General features: G+C 38.8%; 23 protein-coding genes and 2 pseudogenes. 3 read left to right on the top strand and 22 right to left on the bottom strand.

Translation table 11 applies throughout. From position 1 onward, the window contains the following. Positions 1-254: 254 nt before the first annotated feature. The 5 genes from NST85_RS11380 to rhaB form a co-directional block, all read right to left on the bottom strand. Positions 255-2,204, bottom strand: a complete 1,950-nt coding sequence (locus NST85_RS11380) for a PTS fructose transporter subunit IIABC (protein ID WP_341189351.1) — start codon at positions 2,202-2,204, stop codon at positions 255-257. A gap of 39 nt (positions 2,205-2,243) precedes the next feature. Then, the gene (pfkB, locus tag NST85_RS11375) at positions 2,244-3,155 is read right to left on the bottom strand and encodes a 1-phosphofructokinase (protein ID WP_341189350.1); all 912 of its coding nucleotides are present in this window, start codon (positions 3,153-3,155) and stop codon (positions 2,244-2,246) included. Positions 3,156-3,211: 56 nt separating this feature from the next. After that, on the bottom strand, positions 3,212-3,979 hold the full coding sequence (locus NST85_RS11370; protein ID WP_341189349.1) for a DeoR/GlpR family DNA-binding transcription regulator: 768 nt from the start codon (positions 3,977-3,979) through the stop codon (positions 3,212-3,214). A gap of 311 nt (positions 3,980-4,290) precedes the next feature. Further along, positions 4,291-5,547 (bottom strand): L-rhamnose isomerase, encoded by a 1,257-nt coding sequence (gene rhaA, locus NST85_RS11365; RefSeq protein WP_341189348.1) that lies wholly within the window; start codon positions 5,545-5,547, stop codon positions 4,291-4,293. 34 nt (positions 5,548-5,581) lie between these two features. Beyond that, positions 5,582-7,039, bottom strand: a complete 1,458-nt coding sequence (gene rhaB / locus NST85_RS11360; protein ID WP_341189347.1) for a rhamnulokinase — start codon at positions 7,037-7,039, stop codon at positions 5,582-5,584. 120 nt (positions 7,040-7,159) lie between these two features. Here rhaB and NST85_RS11355 point away from each other — a divergent pair, with 120 nt between their 5' ends. Then, positions 7,160-8,053, top strand: coding sequence for an AraC family transcriptional regulator (locus tag NST85_RS11355; RefSeq protein WP_341189346.1), 894 nt, complete (start codon positions 7,160-7,162; stop codon positions 8,051-8,053). A gap of 93 nt (positions 8,054-8,146) precedes the next feature. On the opposite strand, the gene glpK is transcribed toward NST85_RS11355, so the two are convergent. The 4 genes from glpK to NST85_RS11335 form a co-directional block, all read right to left on the bottom strand. Continuing rightward, positions 8,147-9,640, bottom strand: a complete 1,494-nt coding sequence (gene glpK / locus NST85_RS11350; protein WP_341189345.1) for a glycerol kinase GlpK — start codon at positions 9,638-9,640, stop codon at positions 8,147-8,149. Positions 9,641-9,652: 12 nt separating this feature from the next. Next, positions 9,653-10,588: a transketolase family protein gene (locus tag NST85_RS11345; RefSeq protein ID WP_341189344.1), complete on the bottom strand. Its 936-nt coding sequence runs from the start codon at positions 10,586-10,588 to the stop codon at positions 9,653-9,655. 2 nt (positions 10,589-10,590) lie between these two features. Next, positions 10,591-11,436, bottom strand: coding sequence for a transketolase (locus NST85_RS11340; protein WP_341189343.1), 846 nt, complete (start codon positions 11,434-11,436; stop codon positions 10,591-10,593). Between the two features lie 87 nt (positions 11,437-11,523). Next, a complete protein-coding gene (locus tag NST85_RS11335; protein ID WP_341189342.1) occupies positions 11,524-12,987 on the bottom strand; it encodes an L-fucose/L-arabinose isomerase family protein in 1,464 nt (487 codons plus the stop codon). A 285-nt stretch (positions 12,988-13,272) separates the two neighbouring features. On the opposite strand from NST85_RS11335, the gene NST85_RS11330 reads away from it, so the two are divergent. Next, positions 13,273-14,316, top strand: coding sequence for a LacI family DNA-binding transcriptional regulator (locus tag NST85_RS11330; RefSeq protein ID WP_341189341.1), 1,044 nt, complete (start codon positions 13,273-13,275; stop codon positions 14,314-14,316). Positions 14,317-14,502: 186 nt separating this feature from the next. Here NST85_RS11330 and NST85_RS11325 read toward each other — a convergent pair whose 3' ends face one another. From NST85_RS11325 to NST85_RS11275, 11 genes are all read right to left on the bottom strand, one after another. Then, positions 14,503-15,219 carry an ABC transporter permease gene (locus NST85_RS11325; protein ID WP_341189340.1) on the bottom strand — a complete coding sequence of 239 codons (717 nt, stop codon included), beginning with the start codon at positions 15,217-15,219 and terminating at the stop codon, positions 14,503-14,505. Then, complete coding sequence (locus tag NST85_RS11320) at positions 15,216-16,028, bottom strand: ABC transporter ATP-binding protein (RefSeq protein WP_341189339.1); 813 nt, start codon at positions 16,026-16,028, stop codon at positions 15,216-15,218. Before NST85_RS11320 ends, NST85_RS11325 begins: the two co-directional genes overlap by 4 nt. Beyond that, complete coding sequence (locus tag NST85_RS11315; protein WP_341189338.1) at positions 16,025-16,825, bottom strand: MerR family transcriptional regulator; 801 nt, start codon at positions 16,823-16,825, stop codon at positions 16,025-16,027. Before NST85_RS11315 ends, NST85_RS11320 begins: the two co-directional genes overlap by 4 nt. Before the next feature lie 1,685 nt (positions 16,826-18,510). Next, entirely contained in the window at positions 18,511-18,651 is a 141-nt protein-coding gene (locus NST85_RS11310) for a hypothetical protein (RefSeq protein WP_341189337.1), read from the bottom strand. 529 nt (positions 18,652-19,180) lie between these two features. Continuing rightward, positions 19,181-19,324, bottom strand: coding sequence for a hypothetical protein (locus NST85_RS11305; protein WP_341189336.1), 144 nt, complete (start codon positions 19,322-19,324; stop codon positions 19,181-19,183). 662 nt (positions 19,325-19,986) lie between these two features. Next, positions 19,987-20,205, bottom strand: a complete 219-nt coding sequence (locus NST85_RS11300; protein ID WP_341189335.1) for a hypothetical protein — start codon at positions 20,203-20,205, stop codon at positions 19,987-19,989. Between the two features lie 177 nt (positions 20,206-20,382). Next, the gene (locus NST85_RS11295) at positions 20,383-21,378 is read right to left on the bottom strand and encodes an ABC transporter ATP-binding protein (RefSeq protein ID WP_341189334.1); all 996 of its coding nucleotides are present in this window, start codon (positions 21,376-21,378) and stop codon (positions 20,383-20,385) included. A 14-nt stretch (positions 21,379-21,392) separates the two neighbouring features. After that, entirely contained in the window at positions 21,393-22,190 is a 798-nt protein-coding gene (locus tag NST85_RS11290) for an ABC transporter permease (protein ID WP_341189333.1), read from the bottom strand. 4 nt (positions 22,191-22,194) lie between these two features. Beyond that, entirely contained in the window at positions 22,195-22,995 is an 801-nt protein-coding gene (locus NST85_RS11285; protein WP_341189332.1) for an ABC transporter permease, read from the bottom strand. A gap of 441 nt (positions 22,996-23,436) precedes the next feature. Beyond that, on the bottom strand, positions 23,437-23,586 hold the full coding sequence (locus NST85_RS11280; RefSeq protein ID WP_341189331.1) for a hypothetical protein: 150 nt from the start codon (positions 23,584-23,586) through the stop codon (positions 23,437-23,439). Between the two features lie 8 nt (positions 23,587-23,594). Further along, entirely contained in the window at positions 23,595-23,978 is a 384-nt protein-coding gene (locus NST85_RS11275; RefSeq protein WP_341189330.1) for an AMP-binding protein, read from the bottom strand. An 816-nt stretch (positions 23,979-24,794) separates the two neighbouring features. Here NST85_RS11275 and NST85_RS11270 point away from each other — a divergent pair. Then, a pseudogene (locus NST85_RS11270) lies at positions 24,795-24,911 on the top strand (IS6 family transposase); the annotation flags it as partial. Between the two features lie 3 nt (positions 24,912-24,914). On the opposite strand, the pseudogene NST85_RS11265 reads toward NST85_RS11270, so the two are convergent. Next, positions 24,915-25,130 (bottom strand): annotated as a pseudogene (locus NST85_RS11265) (transposase); the annotation flags it as partial. Between the two features lie 205 nt (positions 25,131-25,335). Further along, positions 25,336-26,289, bottom strand: coding sequence for a phospho-N-acetylmuramoyl-pentapeptide-transferase (gene mraY, locus NST85_RS11260; protein ID WP_341189329.1), 954 nt, complete (start codon positions 26,287-26,289; stop codon positions 25,336-25,338). Positions 26,290-26,504 lie beyond the last annotated feature (215 nt).

The following is a 26,504-nucleotide window of genomic DNA, read 5'->3' as shown; positions in this document are numbered from 1 at the left end:
TTTTACTATTCGTATGCAATTACTTGGTTTTACAGCGTGAGAACTCCCTTTCTTCTGATTTTTAGAATCATGGTAATAAAAAAAGACTCAACGTTAGCCTAAGTCGCATACTCAAGGATTGAGTCGCAGCCATCGGCTTTCCGTTGAATCTCTAGATAACTAGTTGATTCATGATCAATTTGCTTTTGTTGTGATTCTGATCATACTGGGAGATCGAACTACTGTCAATCCCTTTTTTTCGGATCGGAATTAAATCACTTCGCTGTTAACGGTTTCTTCCACAACCCGAGAATCAACCCTGAGATGACCGAACCGATGATAACAGCCAATAGGAACAGTAATGCATGACTCGAAAGAGCGGCTACGAAGATCCCACCATGCGGTGCCGGGACGTTAATATTCCACAGTTGAGTGAGACCACCAGCAACGGCCGAACCCAGAATACAGGAAGACAGTACACGAAGCGGATCAGCTGCGGCGAATGGAATCGCTCCTTCGGTAATGAATGACAGTCCAAGTACATAATTTGTTAATCCTGATTTGCGTTCCGATTCGGTGAATTTATCCTTGAAAAACGTAGTTGCAAGCGCTATGGCAAGTGGTGGAACCATCCCGCCCGCCATTACAGCAGCCATCATAAACCCATTTGTATTTCCACTGGTAGTGAATACCCCGATAGCGAATGTGTAAGCCGCTTTATTAAAGGGACCACCCATATCAATGGACATCATTCCAGCGAGAACCATACCTAGAATAACTGCATTCGTAGTTCCAAGGTTGTTAAGTCCATCAATTAAACCCACGTTAATCCAACTAAAAACTGGATCAATCAGATAATACATGATCCCCCCAGTAATCAGTAGACCGAATACTGGATATAACATAATCGGCTTCAAGCCCTCGATCGCTTTTGGCAGACCAGCGAACACTTTACGTAATCCAATGATAACATAACCTGCCAAGAAACCTGCAGCCAGGCCGCCAAGGAATCCAGCATTGGAATTCAGGGCCATAATACCACCAACCATACCCGGCATCAGGGCCGGACGATCACCAATACTAATAGCTATAAATCCAGCAAGCACCGGAATTAGGAAATGGAAAGCACCATCCCCTCCACCAATCGTCTGTAATAGCTGGAATAATGGGTGGTTGTCGCCCCCTATCTGTTCGATCAGGAAGGAAATTGCCAGAAGGATACCACCACCGACTACAAACGGCAACATGTGAGATATTCCGTTCATCAAATCCTTATATATTTTGCCACCAATACTAACGGATTTCTCGGCTGTCTCCTCAGTACTGCCACCGCGTCCTTCACTGTGGTAGATCGGAGCTTCACCATTCATCGCTTTCCGAATCAACTCTTCTGACTTACGGATACCGTCACTTACCGGTCTTTGCAGCACTGGTTTTCCATCGAAACGGGCCATCTCTACATTTTTATCAGCTGCGACAATAACACCGCTTGCGCGCCGGATCTCATCAGCGGTCAGTACGTTCTGGGCACCCTCTGAACCATTCGTCTCCACGCGAATGTTAACGCCCATTTCTAGAGCCTTTTTCTTGAGCGCATCTTCTGCCATAAAGGTATGGGCAATTCCCGTAGGGCATGCAGTAACAGCGACAACGAAGGCTTGTGAGTCCGGATTGCCAATAATTTCACGTTCAGGCTCGGACTTCTCGTTTACCTTTTCGAGTTCCTTTGCTTTCTTTCTTTTCTCTTTCTCTTGCTCTTTAGCAAATTGTTCCTCCTGCTTAGCATCAAACAACTCTGATACTTCATCAGGTGTCTTAGTAGCCATCAACTTCTCGATAAATTCACTATCGATCAATAGTCTGGACAATGCGGCCAATGTGCGAAGATGCATAGTACCAGCCCCTTCAGGAGCGGCAATCATAAAGAAAATTCGCGCTGGCTCATCGTCCAACGATTCAAAGTCCACACCATTTATGCTCTTTGCAAATACAACAGTTGGTTCATTTACAGCTTTGGTTTTGGCGTGCGGCATAGCAATCCCACCACCAATCCCGGTGCTGGACTCTGCTTCACGCTTCAAAATCATTTCCTTAAATAGGACAGGATCACTTATACGTCCGTGTGCTACAAGACTAGCAATCAATTCATCAATTGCCGCTTCTTTGGTTGTAGCCTTTAAATCCATGATCATTGTATCTTTGATCATTAGATCCGTAATTTTCATTTTTTACAGCTCCTTTGAATACTTAGAGTTCTGACTGACTTACAGTTGTGATATCTGAATCAACGGGCGTAGCTGCTCAATGTGTTCTCGTTCTGCCAAATCGTCAGAGAACGCAGTCGCACTTCCCGAAGCAACCCCTGCCCGAAAAGCTTCAAGCAAATCTCCGGTTAGCGAAAGAGTACCGACGAAACCGGCGATCATAGAATCACCTGCACCTACCGAATTCTTCACGTTACCCTTAGGTGCATTTGCGTGGTAGACCTCATTTCCTGTGATGAACAGCGCCCCTTCACCTGCCATCGAGACCAGTACATGCTTTGCTCCCGCTTCTAGTAACTTACGTCCGTAAGTGATAATCTCTTCCCGAGAGTTTATCGTTACACCGAACAGTTCTGCGAGCTCATGGTGGTTCGGTTTGACGAGCAGAGGCTTATGGGCCAGTGCTTCTTTCAATGCAGTACCGGTAGTATCTATAACAAATTCTGCCTTACTCTGCTTGCATACAGAAATTAACTTGTCATAGAAATCTCCACCTAGTGATGGAGGAGCGCTTCCGGACAAAATAACAATATCATCGGCGGACAACATGGCTAGCTTCTGCACTAAGGCATCAGCTTCAGCCTCTCGAATGGCTGGGCCAGTGCCGTTGATCTCTGTCTCATGCCCAGCTTTAAGCTTAATGTTAATCCGGGTATCATCAGCGACGAACACGAAATCGCTTGAAATCGATTCTTCACGCAACCATTCCTCAATATATCGCCCGGTAAATCCTCCGAGAAAACCAATGGCTTTATTCTGAATCCCAAGCTGATTCAACACACGTGAAACGTTAATGCCTTTCCCTCCCGGAAGCTTCAAATCTCGTTTCATCCGGTTCAAATCACCTAGTCTGAAATCTTCAACTTCCACGATATAATCAATGGAAGGGTTAAGTGTCACTGTATAGATCATGATTTATCCCTCAATTGTTTTTATTTTCTGTTTTGATTTTCGAATTTCGCATCGTTCTACACTAAAGTAATACCAACGCCTATTTCTATGAGCTTCTGAATGAAGCTGTCCGGCGCACCCGAATCCATAATCAAATGATCTATTTCGGAAATGTCAGCCACTTTGCAGAAAGAAACCTGATCGATTTTACTATGATCAGCAACCAGAATTACCTGCTTTGCTATCGCAATCATTTTACGCTTCGTAGCTGCTTCTATGATATTCGGTGTAGAGATACCTTCTTGTAAATCCAAACCGTTTGTAGCAAGAAATGCTTTATCTACTCTCACCATATCTAAAGAACTCTCGGTCATAGGTCCAACAAAAGCCATCGTATCCGGACGCAACATCCCACCAGTTATCGAGACTTCAATATTGCGGCAATCCTTCAACTCATTTAGTGCCATGATCGAGTTGGTGATAACCTTAATATTTGAGAAACTCTTTAATTCTTTGGCAATCTGCAATGTTGTCGTTCCTGCATCCAGCAGGATCGCATCACCTTCCTTGATCATCTCTACAGCCTTGCGGGCAATCCGCAGCTTCTCTTCCAAGAAACGATCTTCCTTATCGGAATAAAGCGCTTCGAAGTTAACGCTTTGAAGTGAAACTGCTCCGCCATGCGTACGTTTCAGCAGCTTTGCTTCTTCGAGTTCCTTAAGATCGCGTCGAACAGTAGACTCAGATACGCCTGTTTCCTGACTTAGCTCCTGTACCGATCCCCTAGAGTGCTTCTCCAGAAACTCCACGATTCTTTTCTTTCTTTCTTCCTCAAACAACATCATGCTCTCACTCCTTCAGGGACTAGTGCAGGCTATATCTCTTACAATCGTTTTATTTATTGATTTATATGATCACCAAATGATCAATACATAATTTATTATGATCATTATTGATCGTTTATGCTCATTTATGATTGTAACAGCGGTTTCATTATCTGTAAATGGGTCATTTATCTGAAATATTTACCACAAAACGATCAAATAATAAGATCAAGCACCCATTTTGAACAACAAAACGAGAGCGGCCACTTTTGTGTAAAGTGGCCGCTCTCGGATATAGAACTCTTATCAAACTCGTCTTTTTTTGTAATTTACTATCTTGCAGATAATACTTCCTGCTCATAAGTTTTGACTTCAGCCAGCCATTGTTCCCGTACCGGAGTACCTTGAGAAGCACAATAATAATCCCAAACCGCTCCAAAAGGATAAGATTTAAATTCCTCCACTAGTGTTAGCCGAGTAGTGTAATCACCCAACAATTCAATTTTCTTGAGTTCCTCGACTGGCTCCAACATTGCACGGAGCAAAGCCTTAATGGTGTTGCGGGTGCCGATAACCCAAGCAGCAATATGATTAATGCTACCATCAAAGAAATCGAGGCCAATATTTGTGCGTGGCAACAAATCTCCACGCACCAGTTCACGAGCGATTTCGAGTAGTTCGTCATCCATCGTTACCACATGGTCACTATCCCAGCGCACCGGTCTGCTTACATGCAACAAGAGTTGTTCGCTGAACATCAGTATGGATGACAGTTTGTTCGAGATCACTTCGGTTGGATGGAAATGTCCTGCATCGAGGCAAATTGCTTTACCACGAGTTAGACCATACCCCATATAGAACTCATGTGACCCTACGACATAACTCTCAGATCCAATACCGAACAACTTGCTTTCCACAGCGTCAATATTGTATTGCGGATTAATTTCCTCACTAAATACTTCATCGAGTGAATTTTTCAACCGTTCACGAGGGGCTAAGCGATCCACCGGTGTATCCTTGTATCCGTCCGGCACCCAGAAGTTAGTCACACATGTTTGACCTAATTCACGACCAAAAGATTCGGCAATTTTGCGGGAGGCTTTGCAATGTTTGATCCAGAAGTTGCGGATGTCATCGTCCGCGTGGCTTAAAGTGAAACCATCTGCTGCTTTCGGATGGGAGAAGCAAGTCGGATTGAAGTCCAGCCCAAGACCTTGTTCCTTAGCCCAATCAACCCATGTTGCAAAGTGCCGTGGTTCCAATTCATCCAGATCCACTTTCTCGGTTGTATCAGCATAAATCGCATGCAAATTAACTTTGTGTTTGCCTGGAATAAGCGACAAAGCTTTCTCCAAGTCCTGACGGAGTTCATCTGGGGTATTAGCACGACCTGGGTAGCTGCCAGTTACGGCAATACCACCGCTAAGTTCCTTATCTTTGAACAAAAAACCTCTAACGTCGTCGCCCTGCCAGCAATGCAGAGAAACTTTAATTTGAGACAGTTTTTCTAATACTTCATCCACATTAATACCGTGTGAGGCATATAGTTTTTTGGCTTCGTTATAGCTGTTGATGATACTTTGATCCATGATTTTCTTCCTCCTAAAATTATTGTTGTATCCTTTAAAACCGCGATACTAAGTTCCAACGGTTAATGAGTTCGCTGAAATTTAGCACTTCTCTTGGTAGATAGGATTTAATCTCAAATGAATTTCCTATTATCTTTCTAACCTCGTGAATTCCCGAAATATCCCTAGTGCGAATGAGTTGTACTGCTATATTCCCCAGAGCTGTAGATTCTGTCGGTCCAGCTAGAACTTCTCTCCCCGTAACATCAGCAGTTAATTGACATAGCAGTTCATTATTCGAACCACCGCCAACGATTTGCACCACATCAATGGGTGTACCCGTAAGCTCTTCAAGCTCATTGAGATAGGAATAATATGAAAGTGCCAGGCTGTCAAAGATACAGCGTGCCACTTGGCCAATTGTTGTCGGCACATGTTGACCACTATCCTGACAAGATCTACGCATCTCTTCAATCATATTGTGGGGGTTTAAGAACCTAGTATGATTGCAGGGAATCAAACTTCGAAATCCTTCCTCATTAGCTGCGAGTTCGGCTAATTCTGCAAAGCTGTAGCGATCGTTTTCTAGACGACGGACTTCCTGAATAAGCCACATCCCCATAACATTTTTTAAAAAGCGATAAGTACCAAATGCTCCCCATTCGTTTGTATAGTTCGCTGTCCTCGCATAATGATTATTTATTGGATGGTTTAACTCAACTCCTAGCAATGACCAGGTGCCACTGCTTATATAAGCTGATGAACGACCCTCTTGTACAGGTACGCCAAGTACGGAAGAAGCTGTGTCATGTGTTGCGGCACAAATGAGCAGACACTCTGGTAAATCGTATTGTTGTACTATAGCTTCACTAACAAATCCAAGTACTTCCCCAGGTTCTGTTAGTTCGGCGAATTGCTCTCTTTTAAGATGCAAGAGTTTTAATAAATCGGTATCATAATCGCGCGTATGTAGATTTATTAACTGGGTCGTGGATGCGTTAGTTACTTCATTAATCATTCGGCCTGATAACCTGTAATATAAATAGTCCGGCACCATCAGTATTTTATCGGCTTTCTCCAACTCTCTTTGATCATGGACATAAAGCTGGTACAGCGTATTAAAGGCTAGTTGCTGAATTCCAGTCTTCTTGTACACTTCTTCTGGAGATATTTGAGCTGCCACTTTTTCCATAACATTCTCTGTACGATTGTCACGATAGGAGTATACTTCTTGAATTTTTTCACCATTTTTATCGATTATCACATAATCAACGGCCCAAGTATCAATGCCTAGTGAGCATTTTTGAACGCCATAAGTCTTGGCTTTTTGTAATCCAGCAATGATTTGATCAAATAGATAGTCAATATCCCAGAAGCAGGAACCGTTTCGTTCAGTAAAACCGTTGCTAAACCTATGGATTTCTTCCAGCGAGATTTTACCATCCTCTAATTTACCGAGCACAAGTCGTCCGCTAGAGGCCCCAATATCGACAGCGATGTGATTAGATGGCATATTTATGTTTCCTCCCGCCTATGCGATAATAGTATATATTCATATTGTAAGTGCTTATATTTATGAATACATCCAACTTTATTGTTGAAAAATCATAGAATCTTGGGAGGCATTTTATAGATGCAAGCCTATTGGGAGAGCGCAGAACATGCGTGGTCGGAAGATTCGATTCGTTTAATTAATACGCCTTCTGATTTTGCCAGAACTGCTCTTTTTTATGTTCAAGAAATCGGTCATTTTAAGACGCTATCTACGTATTACACTGAGCGTGAATATTTGGATTCCTTTCTCCTGGTCTACACCATTTCAGGCCAAGGTAGGTTGAGTTATGGCGGGAAAGTGTACCCTATACTCCCACAACAGATTTTTCTAATAGACTGTATGAATTATCAACATTATGCGCCCGCTAAAGATCATGTATGGGAAAAATTATGGATTCACCTGCACGGCGCGTCTGCGCGAGCTTATTACGAACAGTTTTCACAGGGAGACGGACCGGTTCGTTCAACTTCGCAGGAGACTCCCATTCCTGAGATATTACGAAATTTAATCGAGTTGCATTATTATAAAAGTTTAAGGAATGAATTATTATCCTCCAAACTCATTGTCGAGCTGCTGACGGAAGTCATCCTTTCAAGCCCTCTAACGGATAATTCAACTATGGATACACCGCAGTTAGTAATGGAGGCTCTTGACTTCATCTATAAAAGATACAATGAAAAATTATCATTAGATTATTTAGCAAATAAATTATCTGTAAATAAATATCACTTATCTAAATTGTTCAAAATACATACCGGGCTCTCTCCGGGTGAATATATCATTAATTTACGTATTACTCGGGCCAAAGAACTGCTTAAGTATTCTGAGCTCACGGTCGCTGAAATCAGCGAAAAAATTGGAGTTGATAATGTAAGCCACTTTATCAATTTGTTTAAAGACCGGACAGAGCTAACACCGCTATCCTTTCGAAAAACTTGGAAGAATCAACTGAAGAGTGAATTTTCACGTTAGATACATGTACGAAAAAGAAGAGGGAAGGCCACTTGCGGCCTTCCCTCTTCTTCTTCAATTTCTTTTCCCGCACATATCGTACTGGCCATTTACTCAGGTACCGATCACGGAAGTAACCGCTTGCTTCCATCCGTTCACATAATATGCTCTTTTCTTAGAATCCATAGAAGGATTGAATGTGGAGTTCTCTGATTGAACAGGAATTTCCGTAAGGGAATCCCAAAAACCGATTGCCAGACCACCCATGTAAATCGATCCCATTGCAGAGAGTTCAGCTACTCCTGATCGACGAACACACTTCCCAAGAATATCCGTTTGAAATTGCATCAATATATCGTTATCAGTAGCTCCTCCGTCAACACGAAGCTCGCGCAAACTATTGTCCGAAACTGACTGCAAGAGATCTATGGCATCATTGACTTGATAGGCAATGCTTTCGATCGCTGCCCGAATGATATGGGCCTTACCGGTTCCCCTGTTCATCCCTAGTATTGCGGCACGTGCATCTGGGTTCCAATAAGGTGCGCCCAAACCTCCGAAAGCAGGCACAAGATAGACTCCCTCGCTGTCAATAACCTGTTTAAGAATATTGTCCATTTCTTCATAAGTTGCGAACAATCCCAGATTATCACGAATCCACTTAATACTGTCCCCAGTCGTACGGATAACCGCTTCCAAAGCATAGGTCACCGTGCCGCCCGCTCCCCAGGCAATGGTAGTAACAAGTCCCTCTCCCCCATTGATTGGCTGCTCCCCTGTATTCATCATGATAGAGGTCCCGGTCCCATAAGTAGCTTTGGCAGTTCCTGATTCAGCACATAAATGACCGTAAAGCGCGCCTTGTGAATCTCCGATAATACCCGAAATCGGGATCCTCTCCACAAATAATTCGTGATCTGCTGTATATCCGAACAGGCTATCCGAGGATTTGACTTCTGGCATCAGCGAGAGAGGCACGCCAAACACATCGGCAAGTTCCTCATCCCAAGAAAGGTTATGGATATTGTACAAGGAAGTACGGCTGGCGTTGCTGTAGTCCGTTGCGTGAACCTGTCCGTCAGTCAACTTCCAGATGAGCCAGCTATCCATATTTCCTGCCAGCAATTCGCCTTTACGCAGCATTTGGTCAGTGTCTTCCGTATGATCTAAGATCCATTTGAACTTGGTCGCCGAGAAGTAGGGATCAAGCATAAGTCCTGTTTTGGCCCTAACCACGGACTCGAGGCCGGTCTCCTTAAGTCCAGTACAAACATCTGCAGTGCGTTGGCATTGCCATACAACAGCGTTGTATATCGGCAAACCGGTACGCTTATTCCACACTAACGCCGTCTCACGCTGATTGGTAATGGTCAGTGCAGCAAGCATGGACGGCTCAACACCAGCCTGATTCAGCACAAGTCTGGCAGTCAGCTTAACATTTTCATAAATCTCCAGTGGGTCATGCTCCACCCATCCGGGTTTTGGATAATACTGTCTATGTTCCTTGGCAGCGCGGGAAATGATGTTCCCATGATGGTCGACTAAGAGTGTTTTCGTGCCCGACGTGCTCTGGTCGATCGATAGAATATACTTTTCTTGCATCTTCATATTTCCCGCCCTTTATTTCTTAATCAGTTCCAACGCAACCTGCTTCAGATTCTCGCTGGTAATTCCGTAATGACGGAACACTTCCGCCGTTTTACCGGCAATAGCCGGTTCATCTGGAATACCGATTACCTTCATCGGCACAGGGTGGTTCTGCACGACAACTTCCGCAACCGCTGCACCCAGTCCTCCGTAAATGCTGTGTTCTTCGACTGTAATAATTCCACCTGTCTCCTTGGCAGCTGCAATGATCGCCGCATCATCTAACGGTTTGATCGTATGCATATTAATCACCCGGCAGGTAATTCCTTCTTCTATCAGTCGATCCGCTGCATCTAGGGCAACACGCACGGTTTCCCCAACCCCGATAATCGTCACATCTTGACCTTCCCTCATGGTCACCGCTTTCCCGATTTCAAAGGGATAGTCATCCGAATCATATACATCCTCAACCGCATTCCGGCCGATTCGCACATAAGCTCCTCCATCGTACTTCACAAGCGCTTCTGTCATTTTCTTAGTCTCATGGCGATCGGAAGGAAGTATTATCGCCAAACCCGGAATTGCTCTAGCTACAGCAATATCTTGGACCGAGTGGTGAGACATCCCCAGCGCTCCGTAACTCACACCACCACTAATGCCGATCAGCTTTACATTCGTCTGTGAATAAGCAACATCCACCTTTACCTGTTCAATGCTACGCATGCTAAGAAAACAGGCTGGGGAAGTTACGAAGGGCTTCTTCCCGCTGTGGGCAAGACCGGCCGACATTCCTACAATGTTCTGCTCAGCGATACCTACTTCCACAAACTGTTCCGGAAAAGCTTTGGCAAACGGCGCCATCGCTGCAGAACCACGCGAATCACTGGCCAGTACCATAATATCGCGATCATCCTTAGCGAGTTCAAGCAAAGTTTCACAAATCACTTGTCTATTAGGTATGTTGTTCATTGCTAATGCACCAGCCCTTCGTTCCGGAATTGTTCTATAGAAGCTTTAAGCTCCGCATGAGCGGTAGCCAATTGTTCATCACTCGGCACATGATGATGCCATGCAGGAACATTCTCAGCAAATGACACACCTTTGCCTTTAACTGTGTTCGCAATAACAAGGGTAGGTTTTCCAGATACAGTTGGAGCTTCACGGAAGGTTTTCACCAGCGATTCCATATCATTTCCATCGATAGATACCACATTCCAGCCAAAAGCAGCCCACTTGTCTTCCAATGGCTCAAGACCCATAACTTCCTCTGTAGTTCCACTGATCTGCAACCCATTGCGATCAATAATACCGATTAAATTGTCCAGCTTATAATGAGCACCTGACATGGCGGCTTCCCAATTTGAACCTTCCGCCTGCTCTCCGTCACCCATTAAGCAAAATACTCGATACGAGAGACCGTCACGTTTGGCTGCAAGCGCCATTCCGACAGATATAGGTAGCCCATGACCAAGCGCACCGGTATTCATTTCAATGCCAGGTACCTTATTGTTGGGATGGCCAATCAAGCGGGTGCCGAATTGACTGTACGTTTCCAGTTCTTCTTTGGGGAAGAAACCTTTGTCGGCGAGAATACACCAGATCGATTCCACAGAGTGGCCCTTGCTGGCAATAAAACGGTCACGATTCTTCAACTTCGGCTGTGCTGGATCAATATTCATAATTTCATAATAAAGTGCTGTTAAAATATCGGTGTTGCTAAGTGATCCACCTGTATGTCCCGTCTTCGCTCGGTGGATAATGGTAAGCAAATCCATACGTATTTGCGCTGCTTTGATTTTTAGCTCCCGAATCTCCATGTTGTCCTCCTCGAAAAATAATAATGTTGATGAATGCATGAAAACACCTATTAATTCTTCTGGAACGCGACGAATCCAATCTTTCAACTAGACCAGAATATTAGAATGTGAAGTACGCGCCAAATCAGAGCCTCTTAACCATCTTTGAATTTCCTGTTCGGTGGGATCGACTGGATCCGGTGTCAGACCCGGAATATAATTACAAGCCTCATAGATAGCTGGAATGACATTGGCGTGGATGCCAACCGAATGATGAACATATGGCCCCTTCACAAGCTTTTCCTCCCAAAGTGGCCAATCGTTTACTTCTACCCACACATAAGAACCTCGTGTATAAGGTCCCTCAATTCCACGGGCACGTCCAAGGAACATAGAGTATTCGCCATGGTCACCGTCAAAACGGGCAATGGTCATATCTCCCCCCCGTATCTGACCCTCGTGAGTTCCCGGTGCATGGTCATCAAACAGGAAATGCTCGCGGAGCCTCGGCGTTTGTTCCTTCGAAAGCGAGACCGGGAAATTCCCACAGTGAAATAGCAGCTCTCCATTATCATTTTCCGGGTGACGAACAGTGATATCGGCAAAGAAAGTCGGCATCTCATTCATGGCTGCAGCCTGCACCATAATCGAGGTTATAGCCCCGTGAATATCCGTTTCACAGGTTACAGGAATCTGTTCATCGGTAAGAATAGCATTCGCCAAGCATGGCATAATGGATAAGCTTTCCTGTAGCGCTGACCAACATTGGATGGCAATAGCACTGCAACCGGTCTCCTGAGCAAAAGATTTCATTGCAACTTTCAACGCGGCTATTCGTCTTACATCCTCTTCAGTTACTTCACTGTAATCGAGCTTTGCTTTGATGTAATCGATCGTTTCCATAAGTTCCGAACTGTTGTTTGAGGCAATCTTCTTTGTACGCAGATGAATGTCAACCAAGGTAATCGGATGAATCTCAATGCCGAAACGCTCTAGCAGTTCGCCTTCATTACACATCATCGTCCAAAACGAAGCTGGACGTGGACCAATCTGTAGAATGCGCAAACTCTTGAATTGACGAACTACATTGGCAGCAGCAATAAAGTTAGTAAAGCCGCGTTCAAATACAGGATCAGTAACCCAGCTGTTCGTAATATAGGTAAAAGGGACGTTAAAACGGCGAAGCACCTTCCCGGTGGCAAAAATACCGCACTGGGTATCGCGCAGGCGCATTCCATCGGCCAGAGGAGCTTCATCACGAGGGCCCCAGAGTAGTGCAGGTTTCCCCAGTTCCTTTGCTACGCGAGCCACTGTATCTTCAGTACCAAAATTACAGTGTGGGAAAAAGACAGCATCCACTTCCTCCTCTTTAAAGCGCTTAGCAATCAGATCCGCATTAATATGGTCATCATAAAGCAGCCCCTCCTGGTTAAGACCTTCCAGATCGACTATTTCGATATCCATGCCGAAACTTTCAATTTGTTTGCGAATTTCCACCTTGTACTTGAATGCGTCCTCAGCACTAAACGTAAATCGACGTGTTGGTGCATAACCAAGTTTTAGCTTTTTCATAAACTAACGCCTCCTCTTTCACTTAAGTTAAGATCTAAAGTAAAGTAAATTTAACTTAACAACTAAAATAAACATATAATCGATCTTCTTCTCGCTCAAATAGTACCATTCATCTCTGATCAGGTCAATCAATTGTTTAGTTATTTTTAGCGAATTTTAACTAAACAATAAACTAAACTAATATATTTCCACTTAAATAAGTACTTTTTCGCTTGATTAACGAACTAAAATAATATAAACTCAGTTTATTGTTTATCTAAATTAACGAGAGCGGAGAATATAACAATGAAAATGGAGGACATTGCTAGATTAGCGAATGTATCGAAAGCGGCCGTGTCTTTAGCCTTTAGCGGTAAGCCCGGGATAGGACCAGAAACTCGTGAGCGCATTCTCCAAATTGCCCGTGAATCCGGATATAAACCCAAAAATAGAACAACCACCTCAAATTCAAAGTCTACTAATTCTTTGCTTTTCCTTGTGTTTACAAACTCTGGAATTGTCTTGGAAGAATATTATCAGCAGCCCTTTTTCAAAGAACTGATTCACTTTGTCGGGGAGCGTTGCCGTCAAAAGAATTACGAGCTTATTTTTTCAACGATAGATATGGAATCTTTTGAACAGGGCATTGAAAATTTGGCCAAGGAGAACCGCAGTGACGGGGTGATCGTGCTTGGAACAAATCTAACAGAAGAGCAAATCTCGGTTATCGGAGAACAGATATCAAATTTGGTCGTGCTTGATACTTGCTTTGAAATACTGCCTGTTTCATTCATTCAAATTAACAATGTGATGGGTGCATATCATGCCGGCAAATATCTTATTAATAATGGACATACCTCCATCGGGTACATTGCTTCAAATGTCCGAATCCATAATTTTGATGAACGGGAACGTGGGTTTCTTAAGGCGTTAAATGAACATAACCTCAGCGTCTCCGATAAATGTAGACTCTCGGTCGCTCCCACAATACTAAGTTCACAAGAAGCTTTAAAGAAGCAGCTAAGCACCTATATGACAAGCGGGCTTCCATTACCTACCGCCTGGTTCTGTGAATGTGATTATATTGCAATAAGCGCTATGAAGACCATGTTTGAACTAGGCATTAAAGTTCCTCAGGAATGCTCCATTATTGGATTTGATAATATAACCGAAGCCATGGTAGTTACGCCTGAATTAACGACCGTTCAAGTTGAGAAAGAGAAAATCGCAGCTCATGCAGTTGACTTACTAACTGATAATATTGAGCAAGGTGAGAATCTTAAAATTAAAATTATGGTGGATACGACATTTATTGAACGTAATTCCTGTGTCCCTTTGCACGTTAACTAAAGCATTTATAACGATTCATGGCTCAGAAGTTCCCCTACGGTTCACTCCAATATACAAAAAGGTACCCACACTCGAACCACTATTTAGTGTCCCGTGTATGGGTACCTCTTTTATTTTTCACTCGTAGTTTTGTAACATTATATTAGCTTCGCCGATTGATCCGACTTGAGTATAATGAACTCTTAACTATTTTGATTTCTGTCTTTTCAGCAGTAAACCACATAGCATTAACGCCACAAAAATCACAAATAATAAGTACCATAAATTTTTAAACTGAAATCCATTATCCAAGATCAATTGATATCCCCAAGAGGCAGGAAATATTTTTCCTATAACCTCAAGAGCTTTAGGAAGTAAGTTAATCGGAAACATAATTCCAGATAGCATAATAGACGGTAAAAATATCAGTTGTGCTATCATTGTTAACTTTGCTTGATTTTTAACCACTAACCCTAAAATACTTCCAATACTTAAAGATACGGCAATATAAATGGCAAGTGCCGCAAAAAATAAGGGAATATTGGTCGGTAGCGTGGCATCAAAAGCGATAGGTGCAATCAGAAATATAATTACGCACATAATCATCAAATGGACAAATGCTGAAATAAACATAGATACCAAACCGAGGTATAGTGGCACTCCATTAGCTTTGTAGACTTTCTTAATGTCACTTCCGTATGTTTCAATAAGAGAAGGCGGCAAACCTATGAACGCTCCCATTGACACGCCCATCACAACCATTGACTGTATGAGGGTATGCTTCATTTCTGGAGTTATTGAAGTAAATATACCACCCATAAGAGCAAAAAATATAAGCGGTACTATATAACAAGTAACCAACAGCGATTTACTTCTTATATCTAATTTCCATTGTAATGATACGCCATATAGAAAAGCACTCATTCCTCCGTCCTCCTTGCTATTTCAATAAAATGTTGTTCAAGTGTACCTCTGTCCACTTTAATATCTAACACCTCAACATTTTTTTGTTTTAAATCTTCAAGTAAAGTCAGCAACATATCTACAATTTTGTCAGTTTCAAAGATTTCGTTCCCATGTTCCGTTTTTATATGAATGGCGTATCGTTTGCTTATTCTGTCAGTTAATGCTGAAGCAGTACCGCAAAATACGATATTTCCGTCATTCAAGATAGCAATTCTATCACACAGGGCTTCAACTTCTGCCATATCGTGACTTGCCAAAATGATTGTTTTTCCATGTGCTTTTAGTTTGCGAATTTGGTCGTGAAGTGATATTCTTCCTTCTACATCAAGTCCTGCTGTTGGCTCATCAAGGAAAACAATATCTGGATTATTGATTAAGGAAAGAGCAAGGTGTAAACGTCGTTTTTGTCCTGTTGACAGTTCAGCATATTGCTTTTTTAATTCGTTGATACCGAGAGCTTCAAGCATAGAATAATCTATTTGGGTTTTGTTCCATTTTGCAAATAATCTCACTGCCTCTATTGGTTTAATATGAGCAGGCAGAGAGGATGATTGTAACTGAATACCCATTTTACCATTTATCGTGACGTTTCCACTGTCATACTTTCTCAAGCCCTCAATACATTCAAGTGCGGTTGTTTTCCCAGCACCATTGACACCGAGCAAGGCAAAAATTTCGCCTTTTATAACGTTAAAATTAAGCCCTTTGAGTACGGTATGATTGCCGTAACTTTTCATTAATCCGTTAATTTGTATCGCATTAGTCATTTCGTTTCCTCCCCAAATGGATTAACGCCCAACTTCGAAAAATATATTTCTAAAGCAGGCTCAAGATAGGTATTGGCAAGTGCTTGCTTTTGTTCCCACTCATTCTTTGTGCCGTCAAAATTACCTATTTCCATTAGTTTGGGCAACATACTCATATCTCCGTTAGTAAATTCAATAATCATATCCCAATATTCTTTGACAAGATGTTGGCTCCTTTCACTTTCGGGTGGTACATTATCTTTTTGCAGTTGCATTACTTCATCACTCAGACGATTGAATTTATTCATAAAAGCCAAACCACTCTCTTTATCAAAACGATCACGGATATGGTCAAGGGTTTCATCATCAAAATGTTTAATGAGATAATAAAATTCGTTTTTCATTTGAAGATTAACAATAATGTCCGCATATTTTTTGAAATCTACCGTCTGCATCTGCAATACTTCTGCTTTTAATTTTTCAATCTCTGTCAAAGAGTCCGCCAAAGCTTCAATTTTTCTTCGTATATCGGTAGCTTGTTCGTTTAGTGCATTAGCAACTTCCGCCGGAGTATCAAGAGAAATTAATCTCCCTCTGATGTCATTCAATGAAAAGCCCAGAGATTTTAATGATAGAATTTGATGGAGCTTAATTAAATCCTTATCTGTATAAAGCCTCCGTCCACCGTCGCTTTCTGCTGAAGGAGAAAACACTCCCTCTTTATCGTAATATTGCAAGGTGCGAATGGTAATTCCAATTTTCTTTGCAACCTCGCCAACCGTCATATAGCCTTGTGGTATCGCTCTGTATTTGCCCATATTGATTACCTCCTGTTTCATATTGTAACTCATTACGCTACGTCATAAGAAAGACCTTTTCTCAATTTTTCCATATAGTAAAAGCAGAAGAGATTTCTTCCTACCGCCTTTGCCTTATGCGTAAATGATTTCGCTGTTCACCATCGCCATCGCACACGTCCGTATGTTAAGATTTCGTCTGATTGCGAGCTTTTCAACGAGTTTCCTTTTCCCTGAACAGATGGGGTTTACAGCCTTGTCGAAAAACCAGAGTGTCCGGTTTATGCTCTTTTTTAACTAGAACAAAGTTTGAATTCAGTTTGTGGTATTGAATAGATACCGGTCCAATAATATGATTGAAATTTCGACTCCCCTTGTTAGTTAAAGTGAACTCCAAAATCAAAAAAAGCCCAAACCATCAAGGGTTTGGGCGTTGACATTAATATTCAAATTATGGTGACATTTTATATGACAAAACTAATTACAGCGGACAATAAATTCCACAATGTTCTTTATTTCACCTCAACACACTGTGTGGTGTCATAATTCTTGAGAAAAACAAATCTAAAAACGTTGATTTATCAATGGCCATTTTCATAATTAGTGAGAAGAACTCTTCCCTAAATACTTGAGAAAGCATAGATTTTCATAATTAATGAGAATATCCGCAAATACAAAACTGTATATTTATTCAAAATTGTTTATATCCAACGAAGAAGTTCTTAGGTCACCATAATTATGATTTAGATACAAATAAGGCTTAAAGCTGACTTCCCAAGCGCTTTAATTTAGAATTCCAAATAAGAATAATTGATTGTCGGCGGATGTTTATACAGTCTCGCAATTTTTTAAAATTAATTCTCAATAATTATGAAAAAATTCTCATTAATTATGACACCACACATCTCCTGTGTGGTGTCATAATTCTTGAGAAAAACAAATCTAAAAACGTTGATTTATCAATGGCCATTTTCATAATTAGTGAGAAGAACTCTTCCCTAAATACTTGAGAAAGCATAGATTTTCATAATTAATGAGAATATCCGCAAATACAAAACTGTATATTTATTCAAAATTGTTTATATCCAACGAAGAAGTTCTTAGGTCACCATAATTATGATTTAGATACAAATAAGGCTTAAAGCTGACTTCCCAAGCGCTTTAATTTAGAATTCCAAATAAAAATAATTGATTGTCGGCGGATGTTTATACAGTCTCGCAATTTTTTAAAATTAATTCTCAATAATTATGAAAAAATTCTCATTAATTATGACACCACACATCTCCTGTGTGGTGTCATAATTATTGAGAAAAACAAATCTAAAAACGTTGATTTATCAAGGGTCTTTTTCATAATTAGTGAGAATAACTCTTTCCTAAATGCCCGAGAAAGCACATATTTTCATAATTGATGAGAATATCTGCAAATTTTAAATTGCATAATTATTCATAATATTGTATATTTTCGACAATGACGGTTTTAGATCAATAAAATTATAATTAAAATACAAAAAATGCTTAACATTGACTTATCTAAAGTCAACGTTAAGCACCGTTATTATTTCAATACGAATAATTTGCAGTAATCCAAAACAAAGTGTGGGGCTACTTATTCAAGTACTTTTCTATGTTGCAGGTTGCAGGTGCCTTACAAACAACGTGGCACATATTCTTAACATTGAAATCTAGATACTTCAATCGCTTTTTCAAACTATTAAAGGCTTCAGATCATTACTAATACTAATCTTTCTGTCAATTGCACAAGCAAAGTCAGCCAATAAAAACTTAATAATAATCAATGAATCGATCTTATCTGTATTGAAAAAATGGACCTTTCCGCTTTCCATTTTATTGTTCTCCTTTAAACTATTGGTTCTCAATTAACAAAGGACTACTGTAGTATATATGAGAAAAAAGCAACCCTCGCGCTGTTACAGTCACAATTCCTACCTTTAATTCTTGATTTCTCTGAAACATAATAGTCTCCTCATCATAATTATTAACAAAGAATTGACTTTTAATACGTATATACATTAATTTACGCATTATCGGGCAAGGAACTGCTTAAATATTCTGACCTCACTGTCGCTGAAATTAATGAAAAAGTTGGAACAAATAATGTAAGGCCACTTCATTAATTTATTTATAGACTGGACAGATCTTATACCACTATCCTTTCGAATAACAGGGAAGAACCAATTGACGCGTGAATTTTCGCGTTAGATACATTTAAGAAAAATAAGAGGAAGGCTCCCAAAGGCCTTTCCTTTTCTTGGTCAAACTACTTACATATTTCCCATGGTATTTCAGTTCCACACTCCCGCTACTTCGTGCCGATAAGATACTCTTGGATTTCCCTTTCTTAAGATTTCAAACTTACTCTAATAAATTGCAAGACTTCCTCTGCAGATCATAAATTTCAGTAAAGTAACGATCCAAAGGAGCAATCATATGCACGTTATAAAGTAGCTGCAGTAGTTCATCATTCTCTTCAATTCTTTTTAACTCACTATTTTCCATAACTGCTTTCATCTTGATTCTCTCATTGATTAAAAAAGAAGGCACAAAGACATACGAATACCGTATGATTTATTGCCTTCTTGTTTATATCCATTTATTTATTTGCTGAATAGCTACCCTTCTTCACCGAATATATAGCGGCGAAGAAAATAATTTTAATTACTTAATACATATATTATAAATTAAAAGATAATTATTTTAAATTAATTTCTTAATTTATGTAAATTCTAATACACTTCTCGCTGTTTCAGGAAATCGTTATTTAATACCAACTAATCACGCTAGTTATTAGGTATAACTGCTTTATAAAGAAAATATATCGGAAGTGTTTCATAATAACTTTGTTTTTCCAAATCTAGTTTGCTAAATACACATTATGCTTCAACTCTATTTTCAAGAAGTACATTTATACAAAAATGGATTTCTTGAAATTCATTTATGGGATAACTAGATTTTAAGTATATAAGATGATCTTGCTCCACTGAGGTCAAAATTACCAGTAAGTCGCTTACGTACTTGTAATTGATTGATATATCCAACTACATTATTTTAGGTTAACGTTGATGATTCATGTTAACCTTAATACTTAGGTCACCAATAATCAGATCAACCAATCCAACTGTATATAAATGGTCTATACCTGGACCTGAAATATTGTTATGTTAAGCAGCGCGAATATAAAATTTAAGGTATGCACTAATCGGAGTTTTTGATACAGCTTGTGTCATAATTCTGTTTTCGTCCAGGCCAAATACTTTATATGCCTTCTGTAGGTCTTTCATCATCAAATAATGATCATTCAGTTCAGTAAAAATATTTGGAAATTTGTTTTTTTCTTCGCTTAAGTTTATTGATCCATCTGTAAACACTGCCTGTCCCATGTGTTCTCCCCAATCTTTCTCTTACTTCCATTTTAATGGGTTTGAGAGTTTACACAAACTATTTTACAAACTCGATAAAAGCATCACCATAGTTAGTTTATTCAAAATATCATTTGACTCTTACTTTTTATTACATGCCTATTTGATACGTACGTTAATTTTAGCTAAAATAGTTTATCATTTAGTACTAATATTTTGAGAATATATATTTTTTACCACATTTTCAATATTTTCGCTTTGTATAGAAATATCTCTTACTGGTAATGTTTCAAAGATATCATGTATAGTTTCTTGAAAGTGCCCATTTAATTCCTCAAACAAATAAGTAACTTTGTTTTTTTCCGTACTTATTATGTGTAAATTGTTTATTTCTAGGTTTAAGGGGCTTGCACTCTCCGCTAATTCTATAGTTATTACTTTATTATTACCAAATAATCTTAATAATTTTTGTATAGTATTATCAAAAAGCACCCTCCCTTGGTCTATAACTATTACTCTATTACAGATTTCTTCTATATCAAACATATCATGAGTAGTAAGTATAAACGTAGTATTATACTTATTGTTCATCTCTTTTATCAAGAATCTAATTCTCTCTTTAGCTATTATATCCAATCCAATTGTAGGCTCATCAAAATATACAATATCCGGATTATGGACCAATGCCATACATATCTCACCTCTCATCCGTTGACCTAATGAAAGTTGTCTTACAGGTCTTTTAATAAATTCATCTAATTCAAAAAGTCCTCTAAATATTTCCATTCTTTCAGAATAATCATTGAAAGATACATTATAGATATAACGTTGTAATTCAAAAGAATCCTGAAGAGGTAGATCCCATAAGAGTTGCGATCTTTGTCCAAATACCACTCCTATTCTTTGAGCATTAATCTTTCTCGAAATATAGGGGACCACCCCCCCGACTTGAACATTACCAGAAGTGGGATGAATAATTCCTGTTAGCACTTTAATTGTTGTAGATTTCCCAGCACCGTTTGGTCCAATATACCCTACCATTTCACCTCTATCTATTTTAAAAGATACTCCATCAATTGCTTTAATAATTGCTTTCTCATTCTTAACTATACTAACAATATTGTTAATTAAACCCTCTTTCTTTTCTCTTACATAGTAATCTTTTTTTAGGTTTTCTACTTCTATAAACTTCACATTTACAACTCCTTTTAGTTGCCTGCCCCCGTATAGTGACGAATTCCAAGATTAAATATGATCACCGCTACTATTAGTGAAATAACACTAGCCAATGGTCCTAAGTAGCTAAGTACTATATTAATTGATTCACCATTTGAGATAAAATAACGGCTTGGATAATAACTCATGAATGCATATGGAAAAATAAAAGTAAGTACTAATCTCAACCCCTTGTTATATATGTCAATTGGATACTGCATAAAACTATAATTAATATCTATCACTATTCTTAAAATATTACCTGATTTCACTAGCCAGAAAGAAAGTGAAGACATTATCAAAGTAATAGACATTTCAATTATGGCTGCAGAAATCACACTTACTACAATAAAAGAAATATTAAAAAAGTTATATGTTAAACCCAACTTTTCATATGATAAAACAAAAATGATTAGACCACTTATAAAATGGGCCAATCCGATTTTATTGTATCCAATACAAAATAACTGGAATAATGGATTTAGTGGAGTAGTTAGAAACCTATCAAATAATCCATTTTGAATATAATTCTCTAGGTTCCAGGCTTGTTGAAAAAAAGATATTGAAATAGAATGTCCTATTCTCCACAATGAATACATGAGCATTACTTGCCAAAAAGTCCAACCTCCAATTATTTTGAATTTATCTAATAAAATATAAAAAGAAATAATCGCTGTTATAGGCTGTGCAAGCACTGTAATACTTGTAAGAAAAAAATCAATTTTATACTGAAGTTCTGATTTGAAATTAGCTCTTTGCCATCTTAGGTATATTTTAAAATTATGCTTCAATAATTTATCCCCCTTGCACATAAATTCTTCTAGAACCGAAATGCCATAATACTCTTCCCAAAATAAAGAGGAATATTATCCAAAAAAATTGAGTTATTAAAGAACTAAGCACTATATTTTTATCCACATTTGAAATTAATATTTCAATAGGTATTCCAAATATGAAGGGGAATGGTGTTGCCTTAAAAATCACCTTCAAACCTTCAGGTAAAATCCACAATGGAATTAAGGCCCCTGATAATAAAGTAATAGTTTGATTTTTTATGAAGTTTATACCCCATAATTGATTAACCCAAAAACTCAACAATCCACATATAAAATCAATAAGAAATAGTATCAGAAATCCAAAGGTTATTAATAATAAAAAGCATAGGAACCCATATATGGAGATTTGAGAAAGGTTTAGTTTAAAAATAATTAAACATAAAATCAAAGCAGGACAAAATCGAAGAGTTAGATTGGTAATTGAAACTCCAATGTCTTTATATAACAATCTAAGTTGGAAACTTACTGGTCTTGTTAGCTCTAATGAAATATTCCCCGATTTAACCATTTGTTCAAGAGTTATTACAACACCCGAGCGTAAACAATAGTTCATTCCAACCCCAATTATGCTATATAACAACATGTTGTTAATCGAATACGGTTGGTATTCATTTGCTTGACTATATAGATTTGTCCATAAGCAGTACGAAGCTAAAATAGGAAATAGAAAAGTAATTACACTAAAAAAATAATTAACTCTATATCTTAATACTGTTAAAAATTCTATCTGTATTGTTTTTGCTAAAAGTCTTATTAACATTACGCACCACCTTTTAAAAGTTGAATATTATTATGTCATTCAGAAAATCCTGTAATTGTATCTAAAGACTTTGTTATTTTAATAATGTGCATTGCGTCATTTTCACAGTATATTGAATAGGTTGATCCATAGTATTTGTTAAAGAATCCTTAGAAACATTAAAAGGTTTATTTTTTATTAAAGCAATTCTTCCAGCATCATTTGTATATGACAGAAGACAAATACCCCTAGATTTGGGCATAGATTCATAATATTGTTCGAAATTATGCAATTCTATTCTAATTCCATTAATATAAATAACTCTTATTCTCTTTTTTAAAGCAAATGTGGACACTCATAAGGTGCAAGGATCTCATACCAGTGAGAAAATAATTTAGGCTTCAAAATGGACAAATTACTATCTTATTTCACCAACTTCGCCTGTACACAAATGTTCTCCTTTCAGACCCTCACATTTTTAATAGCTTTTCCAGCGGAGTAACAGTTCTTATCAGTAATTGTTTGAGCTGATACTCTTGGTCCAGCTTCAGTTAGTTCATAAACATTAAAAACTCTTGAATAATTAAAGAGTTGCTCTGCTTCATCCATCATTTTTTCCTCTATTGGAGCTCTACTAGTATAAATATTCTGATAGTTTTCAAATCATACCTTCTCCCTTTTACTGATAATAAAAGAGCTAAAATTGTAGGATTCAAACATACTATCGTTGGTTTCAAAGTTTCCATTCGAGTTAAGATTATCCTAGGTGATACTAATGTGTTTAATGCAATTATTTTTGAACCAATCATCAATGAAACTAATATTTCACCTGTTATAGTTGCGGAATGAACCATACTCTTTGCGATATAGAAAACGTCATCCGCTCTTGGTTTCATATAATTGATTATTGAATCAATATTGTTCATTATTGCTCTATGTGATAAACCAATTGCTTTATAGTCACCACTCGTACCTGAACTGAATAATATTAATTTCTTTATCATCTTTAATCAAGTCATCTTGCAAAACTTGAATAGATCGGTGAACCAAATTAGATTCTTCTAAAATAATATTATAACTATTTGAAATAATTAATTTCTAATGGTCTCCTTCCAGAAACACATATTGAATTTGCCCCAATCTTTTAGCTAATTTGTTGATCATTTCTAGTGGTAAATTAGGGTCGATTTGTGCCGCAATCCCACCTAAATTTTACGATTGCGAACATAAATACAATGAAAGATGAAGAATTTTCAGATATTATTATTACCCTATCTCCTTGTTTTGCTCCATTATTACTCAATACTGACAAGTATTAAATCCAATAATCGAAATGGTATAAATTCCATATAAAACTACTTAAATACAATTATTTGTTATTTTATAGAAATATATCATGTATAAAAAAATAGAACAAGTTACCCTTTTGACAAATATACGAAGTATAATTTTTCCATAAATTACAAAATAAACTTGGAAGTAACATTCTTATACTCAGATGAATTTGATTTAAGAGTTAATTTCAATTAATAGTAAGTTAGTACAGTTATGTAAGTAGCGGAAATTTTACGATTACCTGGACTAATAATCATGAGCTATGTACTTGAAGTAATTAATAGTGATCATATAATTATATATTTATAAAGAAATCACTTGACATTTCGAAATGGATTCAATAATTACGAAGGATACCTATAACAAGGTATATCTTCAAAATTATAGATGGTTCTCCAATGTCAGCTTTACAAAAAGCGAAATTTAAGGGTTTAAATTATTATGAATGTGCAGGAGCATCTTCTTGAAAAGCTTGTTGATCGGAAATCATCTTATTAACGGTTAGATGTTATTTGAAATATAGCTTGAACTACCGAGATGTAGCAGAAATGATGAGTGAACGAGAATTAAATCTTTCTCATACAACGATCATGAGATGGGTGAGTTCGGGCCAGATCCGTATTTGGAAAGGATGCGGCAAAAGCTTGTGAGAAGCTGGTCAGATTGCCTATACAAGTGATCAAGATGTCCTGTACGCCGCGGTTCTTCACGTCATTAAGCATGCTGAGCCAGAACTTGGAGGACTCGTTTTCACCGATCCACATGCCGAGTACATTCTTGTTTCCATCCAGATCAACGCCAATAACCATGTAAGCTGCCTGTTTACGAGATTCTTTAATGACAATTGTGGTTAACTGGAAAATTACAGACTGCCGAAAAAGTACTTTTCTGAGATAATTATCCAAAAATAACCAAAGATTCCATCGCAGGATTTTTTAGGAGGCTCTTTTGCCTATCTGAAAATAAGCCTCATTGTGGGCTGTTTCAAGAGCCAGGTCTTCTTAGGGTTGTAAATCAGGTATCCCGTTAGTGCAGCACATATTTATAGAGAAGCCAGCACAATAATACAGACAACCAAGAGATAAAGCCGAACACAGTAACGATTTTGTTCTCGCTCCATCCATACTTGAGGCTAAAGTGATAATGAATGGGAGCCATTCGGAATAGACGTAGTTTCGTCCGTTTGTAGTACCACACCTGAAAAATGACCGAAAATTGCTCCATTAGGTATATCGAAAATAGTATGGGAATCAAAATTTCAATTTTTTCAATTACTGCTAAAATCGAAAGAGTGCCGCCAATTGCTAGCGACCCAGTATCCCCCATAAACGCTCGTGCTGGATAAACATTGTAGAGAAATAAGCCGAGTAAGCAGCCGATCATAATAAGGGAGAACATTTGTACCTCAAGTTTGTCTGAAATAAGGAAAAAGAAAAAATAAGTGGGGATTGCCACATTGATCAATAACCCGTCCAGACCATCCGTAAAATTAATAGCATTTGAAGAACCGACGATAAAGAGCAACATGAGGGCTATGTATATGTAAACGGGAAGATGCAATTGGAACCCGTGAAATATTGTAATGTCACTGGATATCGCGAAGGAACGCATCAATATGATGAGCAGTATCCCGGTAAATATGAATTGAAATACGAGTTTCGTACGCCCGGAAATCCCTGAAGGATCCTGCCATACGGCCTTTTTAAAATCGTCCATAAAGCCGATTGAGCTAAATAAGAGAAACGTAGCGCATAAAAGAATCATTAACGGTTCGGGATGAAATTGTAGAGATATGACTACACCCACCAGCAGAACCAGACCGGCCATCAGGGGAGTTCCAAGCTTAGCTTGATGGTCAGGGGGCAATTCAGTGCGTATTGGCTGTGTTAACTTAAGGCCCCGTAGTATCCGAATGAGAAGTGGTGTGAACATCAACACCAGCAAAAACGATAGACCAGACACGAATAACATTTCAAACATATTTGAAACACCGTCCTTTACAAATTTTTTATAATCTGGTGTAACTACGTTATGATAATTATATTTTGACCTTTTGAGTATAGTCTTGTCTGTTATTATTATCTCAACTAACAAAATAGCTAAAGTTATATCCGCGCATCTTGGATATACCTCATTGTCAACACCGACTTACGAAATAATGTTATACTGTCGTATCTTGAAGAACTGGAGCAGGC

This window comes from Paenibacillus sp. FSL K6-2524, assembly GCF_038005525.1.
Lineage (GTDB): Bacteria > Bacillota > Bacilli > Paenibacillales > Paenibacillaceae > Fontibacillus > Fontibacillus anaericanus.
The sequence above is the reverse complement of the archived record's forward strand: the minus strand, read 5'-3'. Positions and strand labels throughout refer to the sequence as shown.